Source organism: Pseudomonas sp. S31, assembly GCF_016648105.1.
Taxonomy (GTDB): Bacteria; Pseudomonadota; Gammaproteobacteria; order Pseudomonadales; family Pseudomonadaceae; genus Aquipseudomonas.
On the sequence record NZ_JACVVE010000001.1, the window covers coordinates 241,934 to 258,883 of the forward strand.

The 16,950-nt window shown below is 62.2% G+C and carries 14 protein-coding genes and 2 pseudogenes; 2 read left to right on the top strand and 14 right to left on the bottom strand.

What is annotated here, in order from left to right; genetic code table 11:
* Window positions 1-166: 166 nt before the first annotated feature.
* From IAE37_RS00980 to IAE37_RS01015, 8 genes are all read right to left on the bottom strand, one after another.
* Window positions 167-652 (bottom strand): GlcG/HbpS family heme-binding protein, encoded by a 486-nt coding sequence (locus IAE37_RS00980; protein WP_201167476.1) that lies wholly within the window; start codon window positions 650-652, stop codon window positions 167-169.
* 60 nt (window positions 653-712) lie between these two features.
* Entirely contained in the window at window positions 713-2,041 is a 1,329-nt protein-coding gene (locus tag IAE37_RS00985; protein WP_201167479.1) for a cytochrome c, read from the bottom strand.
* A gap of 13 nt (window positions 2,042-2,054) precedes the next feature.
* Window positions 2,055-3,680: a GMC family oxidoreductase gene (locus IAE37_RS00990; RefSeq protein ID WP_236409714.1), complete on the bottom strand. Its 1,626-nt coding sequence runs from the start codon at window positions 3,678-3,680 to the stop codon at window positions 2,055-2,057.
* Window positions 3,673-4,218: a sugar dehydrogenase complex small subunit gene (locus tag IAE37_RS00995; RefSeq protein WP_201167482.1), complete on the bottom strand. Its 546-nt coding sequence runs from the start codon at window positions 4,216-4,218 to the stop codon at window positions 3,673-3,675. Before IAE37_RS00995 ends, IAE37_RS00990 begins: the two co-directional genes overlap by 8 nt.
* Before the next feature lie 309 nt (window positions 4,219-4,527).
* Entirely contained in the window at window positions 4,528-5,331 is an 804-nt protein-coding gene (locus tag IAE37_RS01000) for a sugar phosphate isomerase/epimerase family protein (protein WP_201167485.1), read from the bottom strand.
* Window positions 5,328-6,068 (bottom strand): SDR family NAD(P)-dependent oxidoreductase, encoded by a 741-nt coding sequence (locus tag IAE37_RS01005; RefSeq protein WP_201167489.1) that lies wholly within the window; start codon window positions 6,066-6,068, stop codon window positions 5,328-5,330. The genes IAE37_RS01000 and IAE37_RS01005 overlap by 4 nt, the downstream gene beginning before the upstream one ends.
* Window positions 6,065-7,414, bottom strand: coding sequence for an MFS transporter (locus tag IAE37_RS01010; protein WP_201167492.1), 1,350 nt, complete (start codon window positions 7,412-7,414; stop codon window positions 6,065-6,067). The genes IAE37_RS01005 and IAE37_RS01010 overlap by 4 nt, the downstream gene beginning before the upstream one ends.
* Window positions 7,415-7,453: 39 nt before the next feature.
* On the bottom strand, window positions 7,454-8,281 hold the full coding sequence (locus IAE37_RS01015; protein WP_201167495.1) for an amidohydrolase family protein: 828 nt from the start codon (window positions 8,279-8,281) through the stop codon (window positions 7,454-7,456).
* Window positions 8,282-8,428: 147 nt separating this feature from the next.
* Between IAE37_RS01015 and IAE37_RS01020 the strand changes: the two genes are divergently transcribed.
* A complete protein-coding gene (locus IAE37_RS01020; protein ID WP_201167499.1) occupies window positions 8,429-9,364 on the top strand; it encodes a LysR family transcriptional regulator in 936 nt (311 codons plus the stop codon).
* Between the two features lie 359 nt (window positions 9,365-9,723).
* On the opposite strand, the pseudogene IAE37_RS01025 reads toward IAE37_RS01020, so the two are convergent.
* From IAE37_RS01025 to IAE37_RS01035, 3 genes and pseudogenes are all read right to left on the bottom strand, one after another.
* A pseudogene (locus tag IAE37_RS01025) lies at window positions 9,724-11,161 on the bottom strand (hypothetical protein); the annotation flags it as partial.
* Window positions 11,162-11,392: 231 nt separating this feature from the next.
* Window positions 11,393-12,082 (bottom strand): LrgB family protein, encoded by a 690-nt coding sequence (locus tag IAE37_RS01030; RefSeq protein ID WP_201167501.1) that lies wholly within the window; start codon window positions 12,080-12,082, stop codon window positions 11,393-11,395.
* A 2-nt stretch (window positions 12,083-12,084) separates the two neighbouring features.
* Window positions 12,085-12,468, bottom strand: a complete 384-nt coding sequence (locus IAE37_RS01035) for a CidA/LrgA family protein (protein WP_201167504.1) — start codon at window positions 12,466-12,468, stop codon at window positions 12,085-12,087.
* A gap of 187 nt (window positions 12,469-12,655) precedes the next feature.
* On the opposite strand from IAE37_RS01035, the gene IAE37_RS01040 reads away from it, so the two are divergent.
* Window positions 12,656-13,582, top strand: coding sequence for a LysR family transcriptional regulator (locus IAE37_RS01040; protein ID WP_201167507.1), 927 nt, complete (start codon window positions 12,656-12,658; stop codon window positions 13,580-13,582).
* Between the two features lie 192 nt (window positions 13,583-13,774).
* Here IAE37_RS01040 and IAE37_RS01045 read toward each other — a convergent pair whose 3' ends face one another.
* From IAE37_RS01045 to mhpA, 3 genes and pseudogenes are all read right to left on the bottom strand, one after another.
* Window positions 13,775-14,734 carry a quinone oxidoreductase family protein gene (locus IAE37_RS01045; RefSeq protein ID WP_201167510.1) on the bottom strand — a complete coding sequence of 320 codons (960 nt, stop codon included), beginning with the start codon at window positions 14,732-14,734 and terminating at the stop codon, window positions 13,775-13,777.
* 36 nt (window positions 14,735-14,770) lie between these two features.
* Window positions 14,771-15,175, bottom strand: a pseudogene (locus IAE37_RS01050) (ATP-binding cassette domain-containing protein); the annotation flags it as partial.
* A gap of 100 nt (window positions 15,176-15,275) precedes the next feature.
* Entirely contained in the window at window positions 15,276-16,904 is a 1,629-nt protein-coding gene (gene mhpA, locus IAE37_RS01055) for a bifunctional 3-(3-hydroxy-phenyl)propionate/3-hydroxycinnamic acid hydroxylase MhpA (protein WP_201167513.1), read from the bottom strand.
* Between the last annotated feature and the right edge of the window lie 46 nt (window positions 16,905-16,950).

Sequence of the window (16,950 nt, forward strand, 5' to 3'; positions counted from 1 at the left end):
CCTCCGTCGCACTCCAGTCATTTCCTACGCGCCTGCGGGTACATTTTTAGCAAGGGATGCCTGGCTATTTCAGACCATCGCTAGCGAGCCGCTACCAGTCAATCGTAACGGCTCGACCGCAAGGGTTGCGACACAGGTAATGACCCGCGACGCCCAATCGACAGCGTTAGTGTTCGCCGGCCAGCGCATGTGCGCCCGCCACCGCGATCGGGTCATCGTGGGCACCGACCGGGGTGCTCACGCCCACCGCACCGATCACCTTGCCCTCTACCAGGATCGGCTGGCCGCCGGCCAGGGTGGTGATGTCCAGTGCCAGCAGCGACGGATGACCGTCGTTGACACGATTTTCAAAGTTCACGCTGGGGGCGCCAAACAGGGCCGACGCCTTGGCCTTGCGCATGGCAAGGTCCGCACTGATGGCGGTGGCGCCATCCATGCGACGGACCACGATGGGATAGCCGGCGTTGTCGACCACGGCGATCGAACCTACCCAGCCCTGTTGCTTGGCATACTGGTCGGCGGCCTGGGCGATGCGCTCGGCGGCGGCCAGGTCCAGTTGCCTGGTCGAAGGCAGCGCAACCTTGTCGGCGGCCTCGGCGGCACCGGCGACGCCCAGGACGAGCACGGCGGACAGCAGGAATCTTACGGACATGAGGTTCTCCTGATGATGTAGCGAAAGCGCCCGGCATGCCGGGCACGTGACTGAAGGGCTTCAGCGCAACTTGGCCACTTGCGCGGCGGTGACCTGCACCTGGGAGTTACCGAACTGCTTGAACAAGAAGGTGCTCAAGGTCGCCAACTGGGCATCGCTCAGGTTGGCGAAGCCAGGCATGAACACTTCCTGGTCATCGACCTTGCGGTGCACGCCGCGCAGCAATACCGACACCAGGTTGGTCGGTTCGGCTGCGCCCAGCACGCTATTGCCGAACAGCCGTGGGTATTCGCCCACGCCCTTGCCGGTGACCGCATGGCAGGTGGCGCAGTTGGCGTTGAACATTACCTCGCCGCCCAACGCGTCGCTGTCCGGGTCGTATTGCGGATGTCTGGCGCGCAGCGTGGTGGTGCCGGTGTAGGCCTGGCCCTGGCCGGTGCGGGCCGGCGCGCTGCTCGGGGTGCCACTGACGGGCAGGTCCCGCAGGTAGGTGACCATGGCATGCAGGTCGGCGTCGGGCAGGTGGTTCAGGCTATTTTCCACCGCTTCGGCCATGGGGCCAGCAGCGTTGGCCTTGCCGTGCACCGCACCGGTCTTGAGGTAGGTGAACAGCTCCTCAGCGCTCCAACTGCCGATACCACTCTGGCCGCTGCTGATATCGTAGGCCTTCCACGTCCCCAGGTCGCCACCACCGAGGTTCGGATGGCTCAGGCCCTGGATGAAGTTACGCGGGGTGTGGCATTCGCCACAGTGCTCCAGGCTCTGTACCAGATAGGCGCCGCGGTTCCATTCATCGCTCTTGCCGGCCACCGGCAACTGGCGGCCAGCCTGGAAGTTCATGACGTTCCAAAAGGCCATGGCCCAACGCTGGTTGAATGGAAACGCCATGGTGTTTTCCGGCGGCTTGCTATCGATCGGCTCGATCGTGCGCAGGTAGGCGACCAGTGCCAGCGCGTCGTCGTCGGACATGCCGGTGTACGAGGTGTACGGCATGGCAGGGTACAGGCGCCGGCCGTGCTGGGAGATCCCGTTGCGCACGGAGCCGACGATCTCGGCGTCGGTGAAGGTGCCGATGCCGTTGACCGGGTCCTGGGTGATGTTGGTCGAGTACAGCTTGCCGAACGGCGTATCGAAGGCCATGCCGCCGGCGAAAGGTTTGCTCGCCTCGGAGGTGTGGCAGGCCACGCAGTCCGAGGCCAGAGCCACGGCGCGGCCGCGTTCGACCAACGCCGCGTTGTCCTGCCCGGGCTTGGCTATCGGCATGTCGATCTGCGATTGTTTCCAGATCACGCTGCCGGCGCCGACACCCACGGCGACCGCCACGGCAAGGCCGGTCCAGACCAGCGCGCGCCAGCGAGCGCGGGCTTTTGTCGATCCTGTCTTGGTCATCTTGCGTAGGTCCTCACACCGAAGCCTTGATGATGCTGTCGGCGGCCAGCAGCGACAGCGCCACCCCGGTCAGCGTCGAGTTGACCAGCGCAGCGGTCGGCATCACGCCGGTGCCGCCGAAGTACAGGTTCTCGTGGTCGTGGGCCTGGGCCAGCTTGTTGCACACCGAAGTGTGCGGGTCGCTGCCCATGCTCAAGGTGCCGGTGATGTGCTGGCTGTTGGTGTACTGGCCACGCTCGGAGAACTTCACCTCGGTGCCGCCGGAGGCCTTCACGCAGTCGGCGAAGTGCTCGCGACAGACGTCATAGCCACGGTGCACGTACTCGGGGAAGCGGTAGTGGATCTCCATCCTGGGGATGCCCCAGGCGTCCTTCTGATCGCTCAGGACGATACGGTTCTCCGGGTCTGGCAGCATCTCGAACATCGATTTGAGTAGCACGAAGCGTTCGCCGTCGCGCTTGATCTTCTCGTTCAGCTCCTTGCCGTAGTAACCCTGGGCCAGGTACTTCTCGGTCAGGTAACGGGTCGGGTTGTCGTTATGCACGTCGATGCGCAAGGCCGAACGCTCGCTGCGGAAAGCACCATCGCGGGTGTTGTTGATGCTGCCCGGGCACATCGGGCCACGACCGACGTACAGTGGCTCGTCCGCCAGGTATTCCACGGCGCTGGCCGGGTGGTCCATCAGGCGGCGACCGACCTGGTCGGTGGCGTTGGCCACGCCGTTGGGGTTGCGCTCATCCTTGGACATCAATAGGACCTTGACGCTTTCCATGGCATTGGCAGTGAGCAGGAAGTGCTTGCCGGTAACCCGGTGGACTTCTTTGTTCTGGTCGATGAAGTGGGCGGCGACGATGCGGTTGCCCTCCCCGGTCTCGAGCTTGAACACCACCGCGTTGCTGATCAGGTTCAGCCCCAGACCTTGGGCGCGGCGCACCGACATGCTGCCGTTGTACTGGGCACCGATCGGGCAGATCGGCATGCAGTTGTTGTTACCGCAGCAGGCCGGGCGATCGTCGTAGGTGGTGCTGTTGCGCGCCTGTGGGCCAGGCAGCAGTTCCAGGCCGACCGACTCGTAGCGCTGGCGCAGGCGCTCGAAGGCGTAGGGCAGAGGCAGGACGTCCATGGGGTACGGCATCGAGCGCGGCGAGCCGTAGTCACCGGCCAACGCACCGCCACCAGAAACCCCCATCTCGATCTCCGCTTCGCAGTAGTAGGGCTCGAGGTCGTCGTAGCCGATCGGCCAGTCGACCGACTGGCCGTACAGGGACTGCATGCGGAAATCGTTGGGGATCAGGCGCCAGGCCTGGCCCGCCCAGTGCCAGGTGGTACCGCCCACGCCGCGGATGTATTGCGCGGTGTAGGGGGCCGGGCCCTTCTGGATCAGGTAGCCGTTGTCGTGGGGAACGAAGTTCGGATGGGGTGCCCATGGCATCATCGGGTATGGCGCCATGTGGTTGTTCTTGTAGGCGCCATTGCGGTAGTTGGACACCAGCATGCCCTGATCCAACGGTGCGCCGGCTTCGAGCATCAGCACCGACAGGCCCTTGCGCAACAGCTTGACGGCAGCGGCGCCACCAGCGGCACCGGCACCGATGATGACCACATCGGCCGACATTGGGGAGGAATTCGAATCAGGCATGGCGTTCAGTATCTTTTTGCAGTGCGTAGGCAGGAGGATCGACCCAGAAGTTCGGACTTCCGGTGCAGTAGCTCGGGGGCTCGACGAAATCGGACACCGCCTGGTAGGCCACCACGCTCTCGAAAGCGACGCACTCACGCGTCCCTTCTGCGTCGTCGACGGTGCCCAGGTACAGCGCAGTGTTCAGGCGCAGGAACAGGCTCTTGAGGTCCGGGCTTTTGCTGGTCAGCAATTGCAGCCGCTCGGCGGGAGTATCCAAGGCGGACAGTTCGGGTAACGCTGCCAGCAACTTCTCGGCCAACTGGTCGAGGCCTGGAAGTGTCAGCTGAAGTTTCTGGTGCACGAGGTTGACCAGTTCGCGATCGACGCCGATCTGGCCGGAAAGTTGATCAGCCAGGGATACGAAAGGGACCGGAGCAGCAGGGATATCGAGTGCGCCGCCAGCCGCCAGGGCCTTGGGCAAAAGTGTGGGCGCACCCAGTGCCAGCAACATTGCGCCGGCGCCGCTGGAGACAAAGAAATCTCGTCTACTGAGCATGGGAAGTTCCTATGAATGAAAAGCTGCCCAAGCGGAATCGGCACATGCCCCTCCTGCTGAGCGGCGCCACCGTAGCATATGTTACTAAATATGTAGTTAATTTTTTAAGCACTGAAACGCGCCGTCTAGAGCGGCACGAACGCATCAGAATTAGACCTAAGGCGGATGGTTATCGAATGGAAAACGGGTTAATGAAAAGGGGCTTCGAGCGTGGTGCACAAGGCACTGCGCATCCACGCCAGCGTACTTTGCACGCTCGATAACCGCACACTTTCGTGTGGGTCGCCCCTCGAACAACCCCTACCCAGGCTAAAAATACGCTCGACGGCCGTTCAACCAGGCCCGGGTTACCCGTGCCGCCGCTTGCAGCCGCTGTTCTGCGGGCAGCCGGGCTGATGGCACTTCGACGCTCAAGCATAGGTCTGCGGGCAAGGCCGCGAGCAACTGCGCCAACGGCAGGTGCCCTTCACCTGGCAGCAAGCGGCCCTCGCGCGCTTCCTGGATGATCAACTCGTCTGCCGGCGCCTGCAGCGGTGCATCACATAACTGCGCGGCTCGCAAAAGACGTGGATCCAGCTGGGCGATATCAGCCACGTGTCCACCCGAGCGGAACAGATGCAAGGCGTCGACCAGCACGGCGCCATTGCCCTGCCCCGCCGCAGTCACCACTGCGACGGCCTGCTGCAGGTTCGCCACCGGCCGCCAACGCATGAATTCCAGATCCACCCGCAAGCCATGGCAGCGCGCCAGTTCACACAATGCCGCGAAATTGCCGGTCAACCGCGCGACATCCTCGTCATCGCCAGACACGGTCAGACTCACGGCCCCCAGCTCGGCACCAGCGGCCAACAGCGCTTCGTAGTCATCGACTCGTGTCTGCGCCGTCAACGAAACGAACTCGATGTCCGCGACACGCACCCCTTCTCCCGTCAGCACAGTCCGCAGTTCCCGCAGCCCCTGGCTACCGGCCGCGAGCGGATAGGCCAGCGCCCCTGGCAGCACCGGGTGCAGGCGTAATCCCACCGCGCTGAAGCCGGCGCGGCCCGCCTCGCGTACCAACTTCACCGGCGCCAGATCCAGCGCCGTCAGGTGCGCCACGCCCGGGCCATTCAATAGGTGGCCCTCCCCCCGCTGAGGTCGAACACGAAGCCCGTAGTGAAGCTGCACTCGGGCCCGGCGATCCAGCTGACCATGTTGGCGATCTCCTCGGCCTTGAGGAAGCGCCCCATAGGAATCTTGGCCTTGCTCGCGGCAATATGCTCGGCGGTCATCTCGGCCATCAGCGGTGTCTCGACCATGGCCGGTGCCACGCAGTTCAGCAGCACACCGTCCTGCGCCAGCTCCTTGGCCGCCGCCTTGGTGAAGGCGATGACCCCGGCCTTGGCCGCCGAATAGGCGCAAATGTATTGCACCCCATCCTTGCCGGCCATGGAGGCGATATTGACGATGCGCCCATAGCCACGTTCGCGCATGTGCGGTATAGCGGTACGGCAGCAATAGAACACACCGTTCAGGTCGATGGCGATGACTTTGTCCCAAGCCTCCGGCGGGTACTCCCACGATGCCACTACCGGGCCATTGATACCGGCGTTGTTGACCAGGATCTGTACTTGCCCCAGGCGCGCCAGCGCTTGGGCGAATGCCGCTTCCACCGAGGCCAGCGACGACACATCGACCGCCTGGCGTAGCACTGGTTCGAAGCCATTCTCGGCGGCGTCCCAGTCGTCGACGGCGAGGTCCCAGATCACTACCTGGGCGCCAGCGGCATGCAGCCGCTGGGCGATCGCCAGGCCGATGCCACGCATGCCACCGGTCACGATCGCGGTCTGGCCTTGCAAGTACTGGCTCATTGTTTAGCTCCATTTTCGACAGAAGGGATATCCGGCAAACGACGCAGGTCGCTGACCATGAACAGGTAGCACAGCGCACCGAGCACGGTGATCGACGACACGAACGCCAGGGCCCAGACGAACGAGCCGGTCAGCGAAACGATGACGCCGATGGTCAACGGGGTGACGATGCCCGCCGCGTTGGCGAACAGGTTGAACAGGCCACCACTGAGGCCCAGCAAACCTTTGGGTGCGATATCGGAAACGATCATCCAGGCCAGCGCCGACATGCCCTGGGCGAAGTAAGCGACGCACAGGATGGCGATGACCAGTGTGTCGGACTCGACATAGTTGGCCAGCACGATCACCGAAGCGGTGAGCAGTCCGGCGATCACCGGCAGCTTGCGCGCCACGTTCAGCGAATAACCACGGCGCAGCAAGGCGTCGGACAGCCAGCCACCGACCAGCGTACCCAGCGAGGCGGCAATGAAAGGCAACACCGCCACCCAGCCGACCTTGAGCCAAGGCATGTGCCGCTCGGTCACGAGGTAGGTGGGGAACCAGGTCAGGAAGAACACGTTGGTGGAGTTACAGGCGAACTGGCCCAGGCAAATGCCCAGCATGTTACGGTGCTTGAGCAATGCCGGGATCTGCGACCAGCGGAACACCGTGGCTTTCTGTCCACCGTCAACCACCCCACCACCGGCGGCGATGTAGTCGAGTTCGGCCTGGTTGGCCGTGGTCGACTGGTGTGGCTCATGGTACTTGCGCCACCACAGCAGGCCATAGACGATGCCCAGCAAACCAACGGCCAGCAGCAGGAATCGCCAGCCATAGGCATGCAGCACCCAGAACAGCAGTGGCGTCAGAAATGCCAACCCAGTGTACTCGGCGAAGGTATAGATACCCGTCGCCCTGGCCCGCTCGCTCTGCGGGAACCAGGTGGCTACCACCCGGCTGTTGGTGGGGAAGCACGGAGCTTCGGTCGCCCCCACCAGAAAACGCATCCCCAGCAACGACAGAAAGCCCTGCGCCAGCCCCTGCAGGCCAGTGAACAACGACCACAAGGTCAGCGCCAGCCAATAGGTGAGCTTGGTACCCAGCCGGTCGATCAGGATGCCGCCCGGTATCTGCGCGGCGGCGTAGGTCCACGAGAAGGCGGAGAAGATCACCCCCATCATCGCCGCGTTCAAGCCCAGGTCGGCACTGATGCTGGGCGCAGCAATGCCCATCACACTGCGGTCGAGGTAGTTGATCATGGTGCCACCGGAAATCAGCGCCAGGATCATGAAGCGGGTACGGGTACGTTGCTGCACGCGCGCCGGGGTATCGAACCTCCCGAGGCTGGCATTCTGGTCAGTATTCATGACGGGTGCTCTCTTGTTATTGGAATGGCAAAAACGGGGTCAGGCGAACCCGAACAGTCGGCGTGGCGTGTCCCACATCACCGAACGCCGCAACTGGGCATCCGGCATCAGGCGTTCGGCCAGTTTCAGCAGCGGGCCGTAATCCACTCGTGAGCGCTGGCGAATGAACGGCCAGTCCGACCCCCAGACACAGGCCTGCGGGCCAAAAGCTTCGAGCAGGGCATGAACGTAGACACTGCTCTGCTCCAGCAGCGCATCTTGCGCAGCGAACTTCTGCATGCCCGACAACTTCACGCTGGCACGGCCACTGTCGGCCAGGCGCAGCAATGCCTGGAAACCGGGCTGCTGCACCCCGGCCGCCACATCCGGGCGACCGCAATGGTCGATCAGCAAGCGCGCGCGCGAGCCTTGCAGCAGCCCGCGCAGCTCCAACAACTGGTCTTCGCACACCTGGATCTGGGCGAACAGGTCGAGTTCGGCGAGCTTGCCGAACAGCCCATCGGCCTGTCTGAGGCTGGCCACCCCGTACAACGCCGGGTTGAAGGCGATACCGACCACCCCTTGGGCCTGCAGCGCTGACAGCGCGTCAAGGCCGATATCCGGCTCGACCACTGCCACGCCCTTGAAGCGCCCCTGCCCGGTCGCCAGGGCGTGCAGCAGGCAACGGTTGTCGGTGTGGTAGCCGCTATTGGGCCCCACCAGCACGGCATGCTGCACGCCGTAAGCCTCCATCACCCGCGTGAACTGCTGCTGCGTGGCGACTTCCTGGCCGCAAGGCGCGTAAGGCGCGTTGGGGTGGTAGGGGAAACGTGCGGGATCAAACAGATGGTTATGGCAATCGATCTTCGGTTCATCAAAGATGTTCACGCAGCACTCCTGTCAAGCGCCACTGCGCTTGCCTGCAGATCTTGTTATTGTTCGCCGCAAGGGCGATCGAGCTGGGTTCAAGATACTGCCTGGCCGATGTTGACGCTCATACCCAGATAGCGCAGACCATAACCGAAGGTAATAGATATGTTGCCTGCTAACGAAGGCGCGGACACCAGCCCGATGGTGTTCAAACTGCGGCACATGGAAGTGTTCCGTGCGGTCATGCTGACCGGATCGATCAGCGCGGCGGCCAAGCTGCTGTATGTGTCGCAGCCGGCCGTGAGCAAACTGATCCAGTACATCGAAGGGCGCCTGGCCTACCGCCTGTTCGAGCGCATCAACAACCGTCTGGTGCCGACGGCCGAGGCCCAGGTGCTGTTCCGTGAAGTCGAACGGGTGTACCAGGCGGCGCTGGAGGTCAACGAATGCGCCCTGTCGCTGGGTGGCGGCGAGCACCGCAAACTGCGCATCTCCTGCAGTGCGTCGCTATCGACGGTGGTCATCCCGATCGCCCTGGCTCAGCTCAAGCGTGAGTCGCCCTCGCTGAACATCGAATGGCAGACTTCACTGATGGGCGAGATGCCCAACCAGATTCTGTCGAAGAAAGTCGACCTGTCGATCGCCGCCCTGCCGGTGGTGCACGACCACCTGCATTCGCAGGCGTTCATGCGTGGGCGCATGGTGGTGATCATGCCACCCGATCACCGCCTCGCCGGGCATGCCCCGCTGACCTTACGGCAACTGGAAGGCTATCCCTTGCTGCTGTTCCGGCCCGACATGCCGTTCGGCAAGCTACTGGCCGGACACATCGAGCGCCGCGGCCTGCAACTGGTGTCGCTGTTGTCGTTCACCAATGCCAACGAGGCCGTGGCCCTGGTCAAGCAAGGCATGGGCATCAGCTTGATCGACGAATTCGTGGCGCAGGACAGCGGCCTGGCGGTGGTGCCCCTGGCGGACGAGATCCACTTCGACGTCAGCTTCGTCTACTCGCGCTTCGAGCCGCCATCGCATGCAGCCCTGCACCTGATGCAGGTGTTGCAGGCCCAAGCGCAGCGGCTGGGAAGGGCCATTCCAAAATGACATTCCCAAATGAAACCTTGAGGTTGCAACGCTGGGCCGCAGCGGCCACGGTATCTGAAACGCAAACAGACCCGTCGTGAGCGCTTCCTGGCCGAGATGGAGCAGCACGACAGTCGGCAAGTGATCAGCCTTCGCGAAGAGCCTCAACCGCCTTGTGTATTCGGGCATGCGGTGATTGACGACCTGCAAAACCAATATCGATCTCCTTCAACGTGAGTTGCTGAAAGCGTACCTCCAACTCAGGAAGAGGTCGTCCCTGAAAAGCATGCTGCTGAACATCCCTCATCAGGCTGCGACTGAATGGATTACCGTCAGCGAACTCGCACAACGTCAGGGTCTGTTCGACTCGCGTCATACCCCACGTTCTGAGTGGTGCTCAGCGACTCGATGATCGATTTCCATGACTCCTCGCTGGTCGCCAGCTTGAGCACGTCCTCCCGCCCATTAAAATGCCGCTTGATGAACGCCTGCTTGGAGTCGGTGAAGTAATTCAGCACCAGGCGCAACGCCTCAGCCATCTCCTTTAGCGCCACTTCCGCATATTCACGCATCACATGAACCTGAATGAGCTTCTCGCGGTAGTGCTCGTCGAGTCGCAAGTAGTCCTCCTTGAGGAAGGTCTTGCGCTTGTCTTCCTTCTTGACCTCGATGGTCATAGCCCAGCGCATGACCGTCATGCCGTGGTTGAGGGTCAAAATGTCCTGCCGATGCAAATAGAGCAGGACATGCTCAATCACCTTGCGGCGCCTGTTAGGCGGGATCAGATGCGGCAGTTCGAGGTCACTTTCGATCACCCGGAGCAATTCGCCAAAACTCGTTTCGACCAGCAGATCCGCGCCACGCAATCCTGCCGGTAGCTTACCGACCAACAGTTCCAGGAACTTGCTCGCCAATACGCGCCGCACGTCACCAAAGCCAACGATCTTCGCCAAGGAATGACCACCCTTTCAGATCCTGCCAACCGCCCTGTTTGGTTCGCTCGTTCCCTCCAGGGAACACCTTGAATTCAATGCCCAGGCTTTCCCTGAAGTGGCTCTGGATGTCCGCAAGCACATCGGGCTTGGCCGTCGCGGTAAAACAGCCGATCTGCGCGCCAGGATGGCCAATACGTGCTGGCCACGCATACCGGCCAGCACAATGTCGTGCTGAAGACTCTCCCCTGGCCGCTCGTAACGAAAATCCGGGAAGCCAAAAAGGATGCGTCTCTTGCAGCAATTGCGGAACCAGCATTTTGAGCTCGGGTACAGATACCGGAGACTGCCCAGTCAAGGATGCGAAGAAGACTCCCAGGTCTCCCTTCATACTCGGCGCTAGCAACGCCTGATAGCAGAGAAGCTCCATCTGGTTGGTCTCGTTCAACTGCGTGAAGGCCTGGCGTTGATCCTGAAAAAGAACCAACGTCGAGCGGCAGTCGGACAACGGCGAGTTCAGGCTGTCACGGATAAGCTTGTAATCCTAGATCAGCCGGTGATACGGGTTTTGTGGGAACGCCAGTGGCGACAGACGCAACGTGTCGATGACCGGCAGAGCATGCAAAGCCATGCCGGGCACATGTTCGCGCAGGATAGGCAGATCGTGGTCGATAACATTGTGGCCGAGTACGAAGCTAGCCCCTTCAGACAGTGCATCCAACAACTGCAAGGCCAGGGACGGGTTTCCAGAAACCTTCATCTCCAGCTGCGCCCCCGAGTCAGGCCGAAGGGCACCGACTATCATGATTCGGGCAGGTTCATTGTTCTTGGGCGGCAACACCTCAAGATCGAAAATCAGGCCTTGGGGTTGAGAAAGAGGCTGCATCAAGCGGGCATTTCCTGCTCAGCTATTGCGACAATCATCATTCAACGCATGAACGATGGAAGTGATGGGCATCATCATGCCATCAAGCACCGACAAGAGATATCTAGATGCACTTCTATGATTGCACTGCACCAAAGGTCGCACCTTGCACTACATGCAACAAGCCATGTTTCTTGCACTACTGATCTGCACACAGGGCACAAATCTCGATAGATGCCGGGCTGAGATCGATCAGGCAACGAGCCTGGCAATCAAGGGTGAACACAACACCATGAGCACCCCGCTGAAGATCATCGTCAGGCTGGCAACGGCCCCCTCCTCACGCCCCAACCCCCGCGCGACGCTCAGCCCGAACCCGTGGGCGGCACTGCCCAACGGCGCCCCTTTGGCAAACCGGGTGCGTAACGGGATCAGGGTGAGCACCACTTCCCCGAGGACGATGCCGAACAGGCCGGTGATGACCACGAACACGCCGGTCAGCTGAGCCGTGCCCCCGAGGTGGGCGGTGGACTCCAGGGCGAAAGGCGTGGACACCGAGCGCGACAGCAGGCTGCGGGTGATCTGCTCATCGAGGCTCAGTGCCCTGGCCACGAGCAGCGTGGCCCACACCGAGACGACGATGCTCACGACACTGCCGGCGACCAGCGCCATCCAGTACTGGCGGATGATCCTGCGGTTCTGGTAGATCGGCAGCGCGAAAGCGACGGTCGCGGGGCCAAGCAGCCAGACCAGCCACTGGGTATCCTTGAAGTACATCGGGTAACTGGTCGATGTGCCTTGTACCAAGGCAATCAACAGGATCGAGGTGGGGATCGCCGGGGTCAGCCAGGGGCGCTGATGCCGCTTGTAGACCGCTTGATTACCGTAGAACACGGCGATGGTCGCGAACAGGAAGAACAGCGAAGCGATGGAATCTTTCATGGTTATCGATCGCCGCCGAGCAGCGCCCGCTCCTTGCGTACTTGCAGCACTTTCCTGAAATGCTGCTTGCGGATCAGTTGGCAAACCCCCTCGACGACCAGCGCGGTGACCAGCATCACCGCCAGGAAGCCCGTGCCGATGGCGACGAACAATTTGATGCCCACGGTTTCGAACAGGTCCTTGTACTGCACCACTGACACCACCAACGGGATGAAGTAGAGCAGCATGTTGGCCAGGATCAGTTCCGCGCCGCCTTCGATCCAGCGGGGCTTGACCAGCCCGGTCAACAGCAGCACCACCAACATGGCCAGGCCCAGGATCCCGCCGGAGACCGGCAGGTCGAGCATCGACGCCGCTCGGTCGGCCACGTACCAAAGCAGTATCAACAACAGTACCTGGCTGCCTGACCTGAGCCACTGCCCGCGGCGGGCAAGGCCGGGCAAAGGAGATGAAGAGGACATCGTGGGGGGGAGTTCCTGAGTTAGGCTGAATGGTTTAAGTCCATACTATCCAGTGCACTTTAAAAGAAAAAATGAATTAAAATTATCAAAATCATTCAATAATGGAATGCACATGGATATCCGAGCCCTGCGCTACTACGTGGAGGTGGTGAACCAGAAGAGTTTCACCAAGGCGGCGGCGCACCTTCACCTGACCCAGCCGACCGTGAGCAAGATGGTGCAACTGCTGGAGCAAGGTTTCGGCGTCACCCTGCTGGCGCGGGAAGGCAAGCGCTTCACCGTCACCGATGCCGGGCAGATCGTCTATCAGCGCGCCCGGGAGATCCTGGCCCTGCAGGACCGGATGGTGCTCGAGGTCAGCGACCTGCAGAAGATCGAGCGCGGCGTGCTGCGGATGGGCCTGTCGCCCTCCACCCACTCGATACTGGCGCCCGTGCTTGCCGCCTACCACACGCTCTACCCGAACATCGAGCTCAAGCTTTTCGAGATCGGCAGCAATGCCACCCTGAGTTACTTGCGCGACGGTGCGTTGGAGCTGGGCACCCTGCTGGACTTCTCCGGTGCCGACGACCTGTGGCAGGAGTTCGACTCGCTGCCGCTGTTCATCTCCCCGTTGTGCCTGTTGGCCCCCAAGGACTCACCCTGGCAAGGACGCACCCAGGTGGCGCTCAACGAGCTGTCGGAAAGCGAGTTCATTCTCTATGGCGATTCCTTCGCTCTAAACGACCTGGTCACCAATGCTTGCAACGAGGCCGGCTTCACCCCCCGTGTGAGCGGGCGCAGCGGCCAGTGGGACTTCATGGCGTCACTGGTGAATCTGGGCGTCGGCGTGACGCTGCTGCCCAAGGTCTTCTGCGACACCCTGGATGCCGACAGCTTCACCATCGCCCGGATCCAGTCGCCCGCATTGATCTGGAAGGTATCACTGGCATGGCGCCGTGACGGCCAGCTTTCTTTCGCCGCCAAAGCCTGGCTGGAGCTGGCACGCCGGTTGTTGGCCACGCCCGGGGAATGGGTCGAGGACGTCTTCGGCCCCTGAAGCTGCCGGGCGAGCCCCGGCAGCCTCATTGCCACTATTTCAGGGTAATGGTGGTATTGACCCCGTCGTTGACGGTCTTGTCAGCGGCAGGTCACGGTCTTGACTGCGCGCCTCACCCACCAGCACCACCACCGGTGTCGTTGACGCCGGAGAAGAGATGAGGCCGATCCGTATATGCAATCGCCGGCAACACTACACGACAAATACGACCCGACGGGTAGACTCGCCCTCCCTGCTTTTCTCGACTTCGTTCAACGGGACGGCAACCGCATCCACTTTCATGTTGCCTGGCTTTATAGCCTCCAATAAATGCCCCACGACCTTCACCAAATCCTCGGTCGAGACACTTCCCAACCCACTGCCAAGCATCTCCAGACCAGAACTGCGGAAAACCCCGGGGTTCATGGGCAAGCTCGCGCCAGCGATCGCGCCAATATTGACGAAGCGCAGACGGGGCGCGGCCGCGCCACTGCCATACCCCGCCAGTGCATTCAAGATGCAGGCCGCCGGCTCGCCCCAGAGGTAGTCCAGAACGATGTCGATGCCTGCCCCCTGGATTTCCTCGCGCAGCAAGGCTGTCAATTGCTCAGCCGGCTGATCGAGGCCAATGAACGTATTCGCCCCCAGCGCACGCAATTCTTCCTCCACCGCCGGATTGCGTGCAGTGGCCACGATCCGCGAAGCGCCCAAGTGCTTGGCGACCTGAATAGCCAAACGCCCAGACGCACCCGCGGCGCCGTTGATCAATACACGCTCGCCTGGCTTGAAACCGGCACGCGCCTGCAAAGCGGCCCAGGACGACATCCCCGGGTTAGCGATCGCAGCTGCGGTGATGTCATCGATGTCATCGGGTACAGCGACACAGTGGCGTGCGTCCACTGCAACGAACTCTGCCATGGCACCGATGGGGGCGCGCGGAAAAGCGAAGTACACGCGGGTGCCGTCCTCGAGCAGGCCGACGCCGTCCGCGCCTGGTACCAACGGCAATGTCTTGCCGCTACTGTAGTGCTTGCCACTTGCCTGTGCGCGCACCAACTGGCTGAGCGCAGCGGCACGAACCCGCACCAGCACCTCGCCCGGCCTGGGCTGCGGGGTATCGATCTCACCGTAGCGCGGGGGCTGGTCGAAGGCATGTACGATGGCTGCTTTCATAAAACTCACTCCATGGATCATTGAGGCTGGCGTGCTTCACGCATGCCAGCAACGGTACCAGCCATCCTGCTCACTGATGCGCAGCTCGGTCTGGTAAAGACGGGATAAAGACGCGCTGTCGAGCACTTCGCGCTTGGGCCCGTCGGCGACGATAGCGCCCCGGTCGAGCAGGACCACACGCTCAATCTCCGGAATGATCTCATCAATATGATGGGTGGTGATGATCATCGAGTGTTCTGGGCCACAGAACGTGCGTAGCAGCTTGAGCATGCCCAGGCTCGCGCCCATGTCCAGGCCGTTGGCCGGCTCGTCGAGGATCAGCGCCTGGGGCTGGTGGACCAGCGCGCGGGCCAGCAATAGGCGGCGCTTCTGGCCAGTGGAGAGGCGCTGGAACATAGTGCGCTCGTGCTGGGCCATCTCCACCACGCCAAGCAGCTCGCGTGGAATCTGGATAGCCGTTACACCCACCAAGGCGCCGATCAGCGACTTGCCTTCATTATCAACGCTGCCGCAGGAGATGGGCCCCTGCGGCGTCGGCGGCCTATACCTGTGCAGCCAGTGGTTGCTTCTGCTGTGGTACTCCGCCCCTGGCCTGTGGAATGCAAAGGTCGCGACCCAGCGCATCCAGCAGCTGCGGCAGCTCGCCCAGGTCGCTGACCCCGCCGTAGAGGTAGAAGTCCGGACGTACCAGCACGGCCTGCAATCCGGCCTCATCGAAGAAGCGATGATACTTGCCGGACAGGTCACGGCAGGTGCCCGGCGCACCGTCACGGCTCAGCCGCACGTTCTTCACCTGCAGGTGTTCGAGCAAAGCTTTGTGTGACGGGCTCAAGCCAGTCAATGGATCGCTGCCGATGCTCAGCAAGTGGAAGCCGCGACCGAACACATCGTCGTAGCGCTGGTTACTGCCATCGTGCTCGATCTCACCATGTACACCCAGGCAGCCGGCAGATCCGGCCGGGCTACCGCTGGGCAGCTCCTTGAACACTGCACCACCGCTCAGGCCGGGGAACGGCGGCAATGGTGGCACCTCTCCGGCAAGAAACGCAGCATCGCGCTCGGTCGCCTTTTGCGGGTCGGCCACGCAGACCACCTTGCCCATCTCCACCGAGGCATCGATCACAGCCCGGATCTGCGGCTTGCGCTCCAGGGTGTAGCTGTCCAGCAAGCTGTCGGTGCACAAGCCCTTGAAGATGAGGTCGAGGCGCCAGGAAAGGTTCCAGGCGTCGCGAATCCCCGAGCACATCCCCTGCCCCATGAAAGGCGGCATCAGGTGCGCGGCGTCGCCGGCCAGCAGCACTCGGCCATGGCGCCAGGTCTGGGCGATGCGCGAGCGGAACTGATAGACGGCATGACGCACCAGGGTGGCGGTATCCGGGCTGACCCAGGGCGCGAGCAACGCCCAGACTTTGTCTTCGCTTTGCAGGTCGTCCAGGGTTTCGTGCGGCAGGCGCATGAACTCCCAACGGCGATAGCCTGGCCCGCCAGGCACCATGGTGGTCGGCCGCGCCGGGTTGCACCACTGGCCAATGTCCGGCACATCCAGTTGCACGCCTGGCTTGGGTTGCAGGTCGACTACCAGCCAGTCTTCCTGGAAGCCCAGATCCTGCCACTCGATGCCGCATTGGCGGCGGATCAGGCTGTTGGCGCCATCGGCACCGATCACATAGCGTGCCTTGACCTGGCGTTCCTCGCTGGGTTGCGCCTGGCCATCGCGCTGGGTTCGCTGCATACGCAGCTCGCAACCGTGGCTGTCCTGGTCCAGCGTCAGTACTTCCCAGCCTTGGTGCACCTCGACGTTGCCAATGCTCTTGGCGGTACGGTCGAGAATGGCCTCCAGACCTGGTTGATTGAACAGGTAACCGAAGGGGCCGTCGCTGATCGACTCGGCGGACCAGTCGATTTCCACCAGCACCTTCCAGTCGGCATTGAACCACTGATAGCAAGCCGATGGCTGGGAGATCTTCTGCAGTTCGTCTTCCAGCCCCATCATGCGAAAGACACGACGGATCTCGTGGTCGTGGAACACCGCGCGCGGCAGTGGATAAAGGGATTGCCAGCGTTCGTACACGGCAACGTCATAACCCATGCGCCCCAGGAGGATGGCGAGGGTCTGCCCGACAGGGCCGTAACCGACGATGGCTACATCATGGATCTTGTTTTCGTTCATCTGTGCTGACCTGAAACCGGGTGGGTTTAGGCAAGCCGCTCCCCGC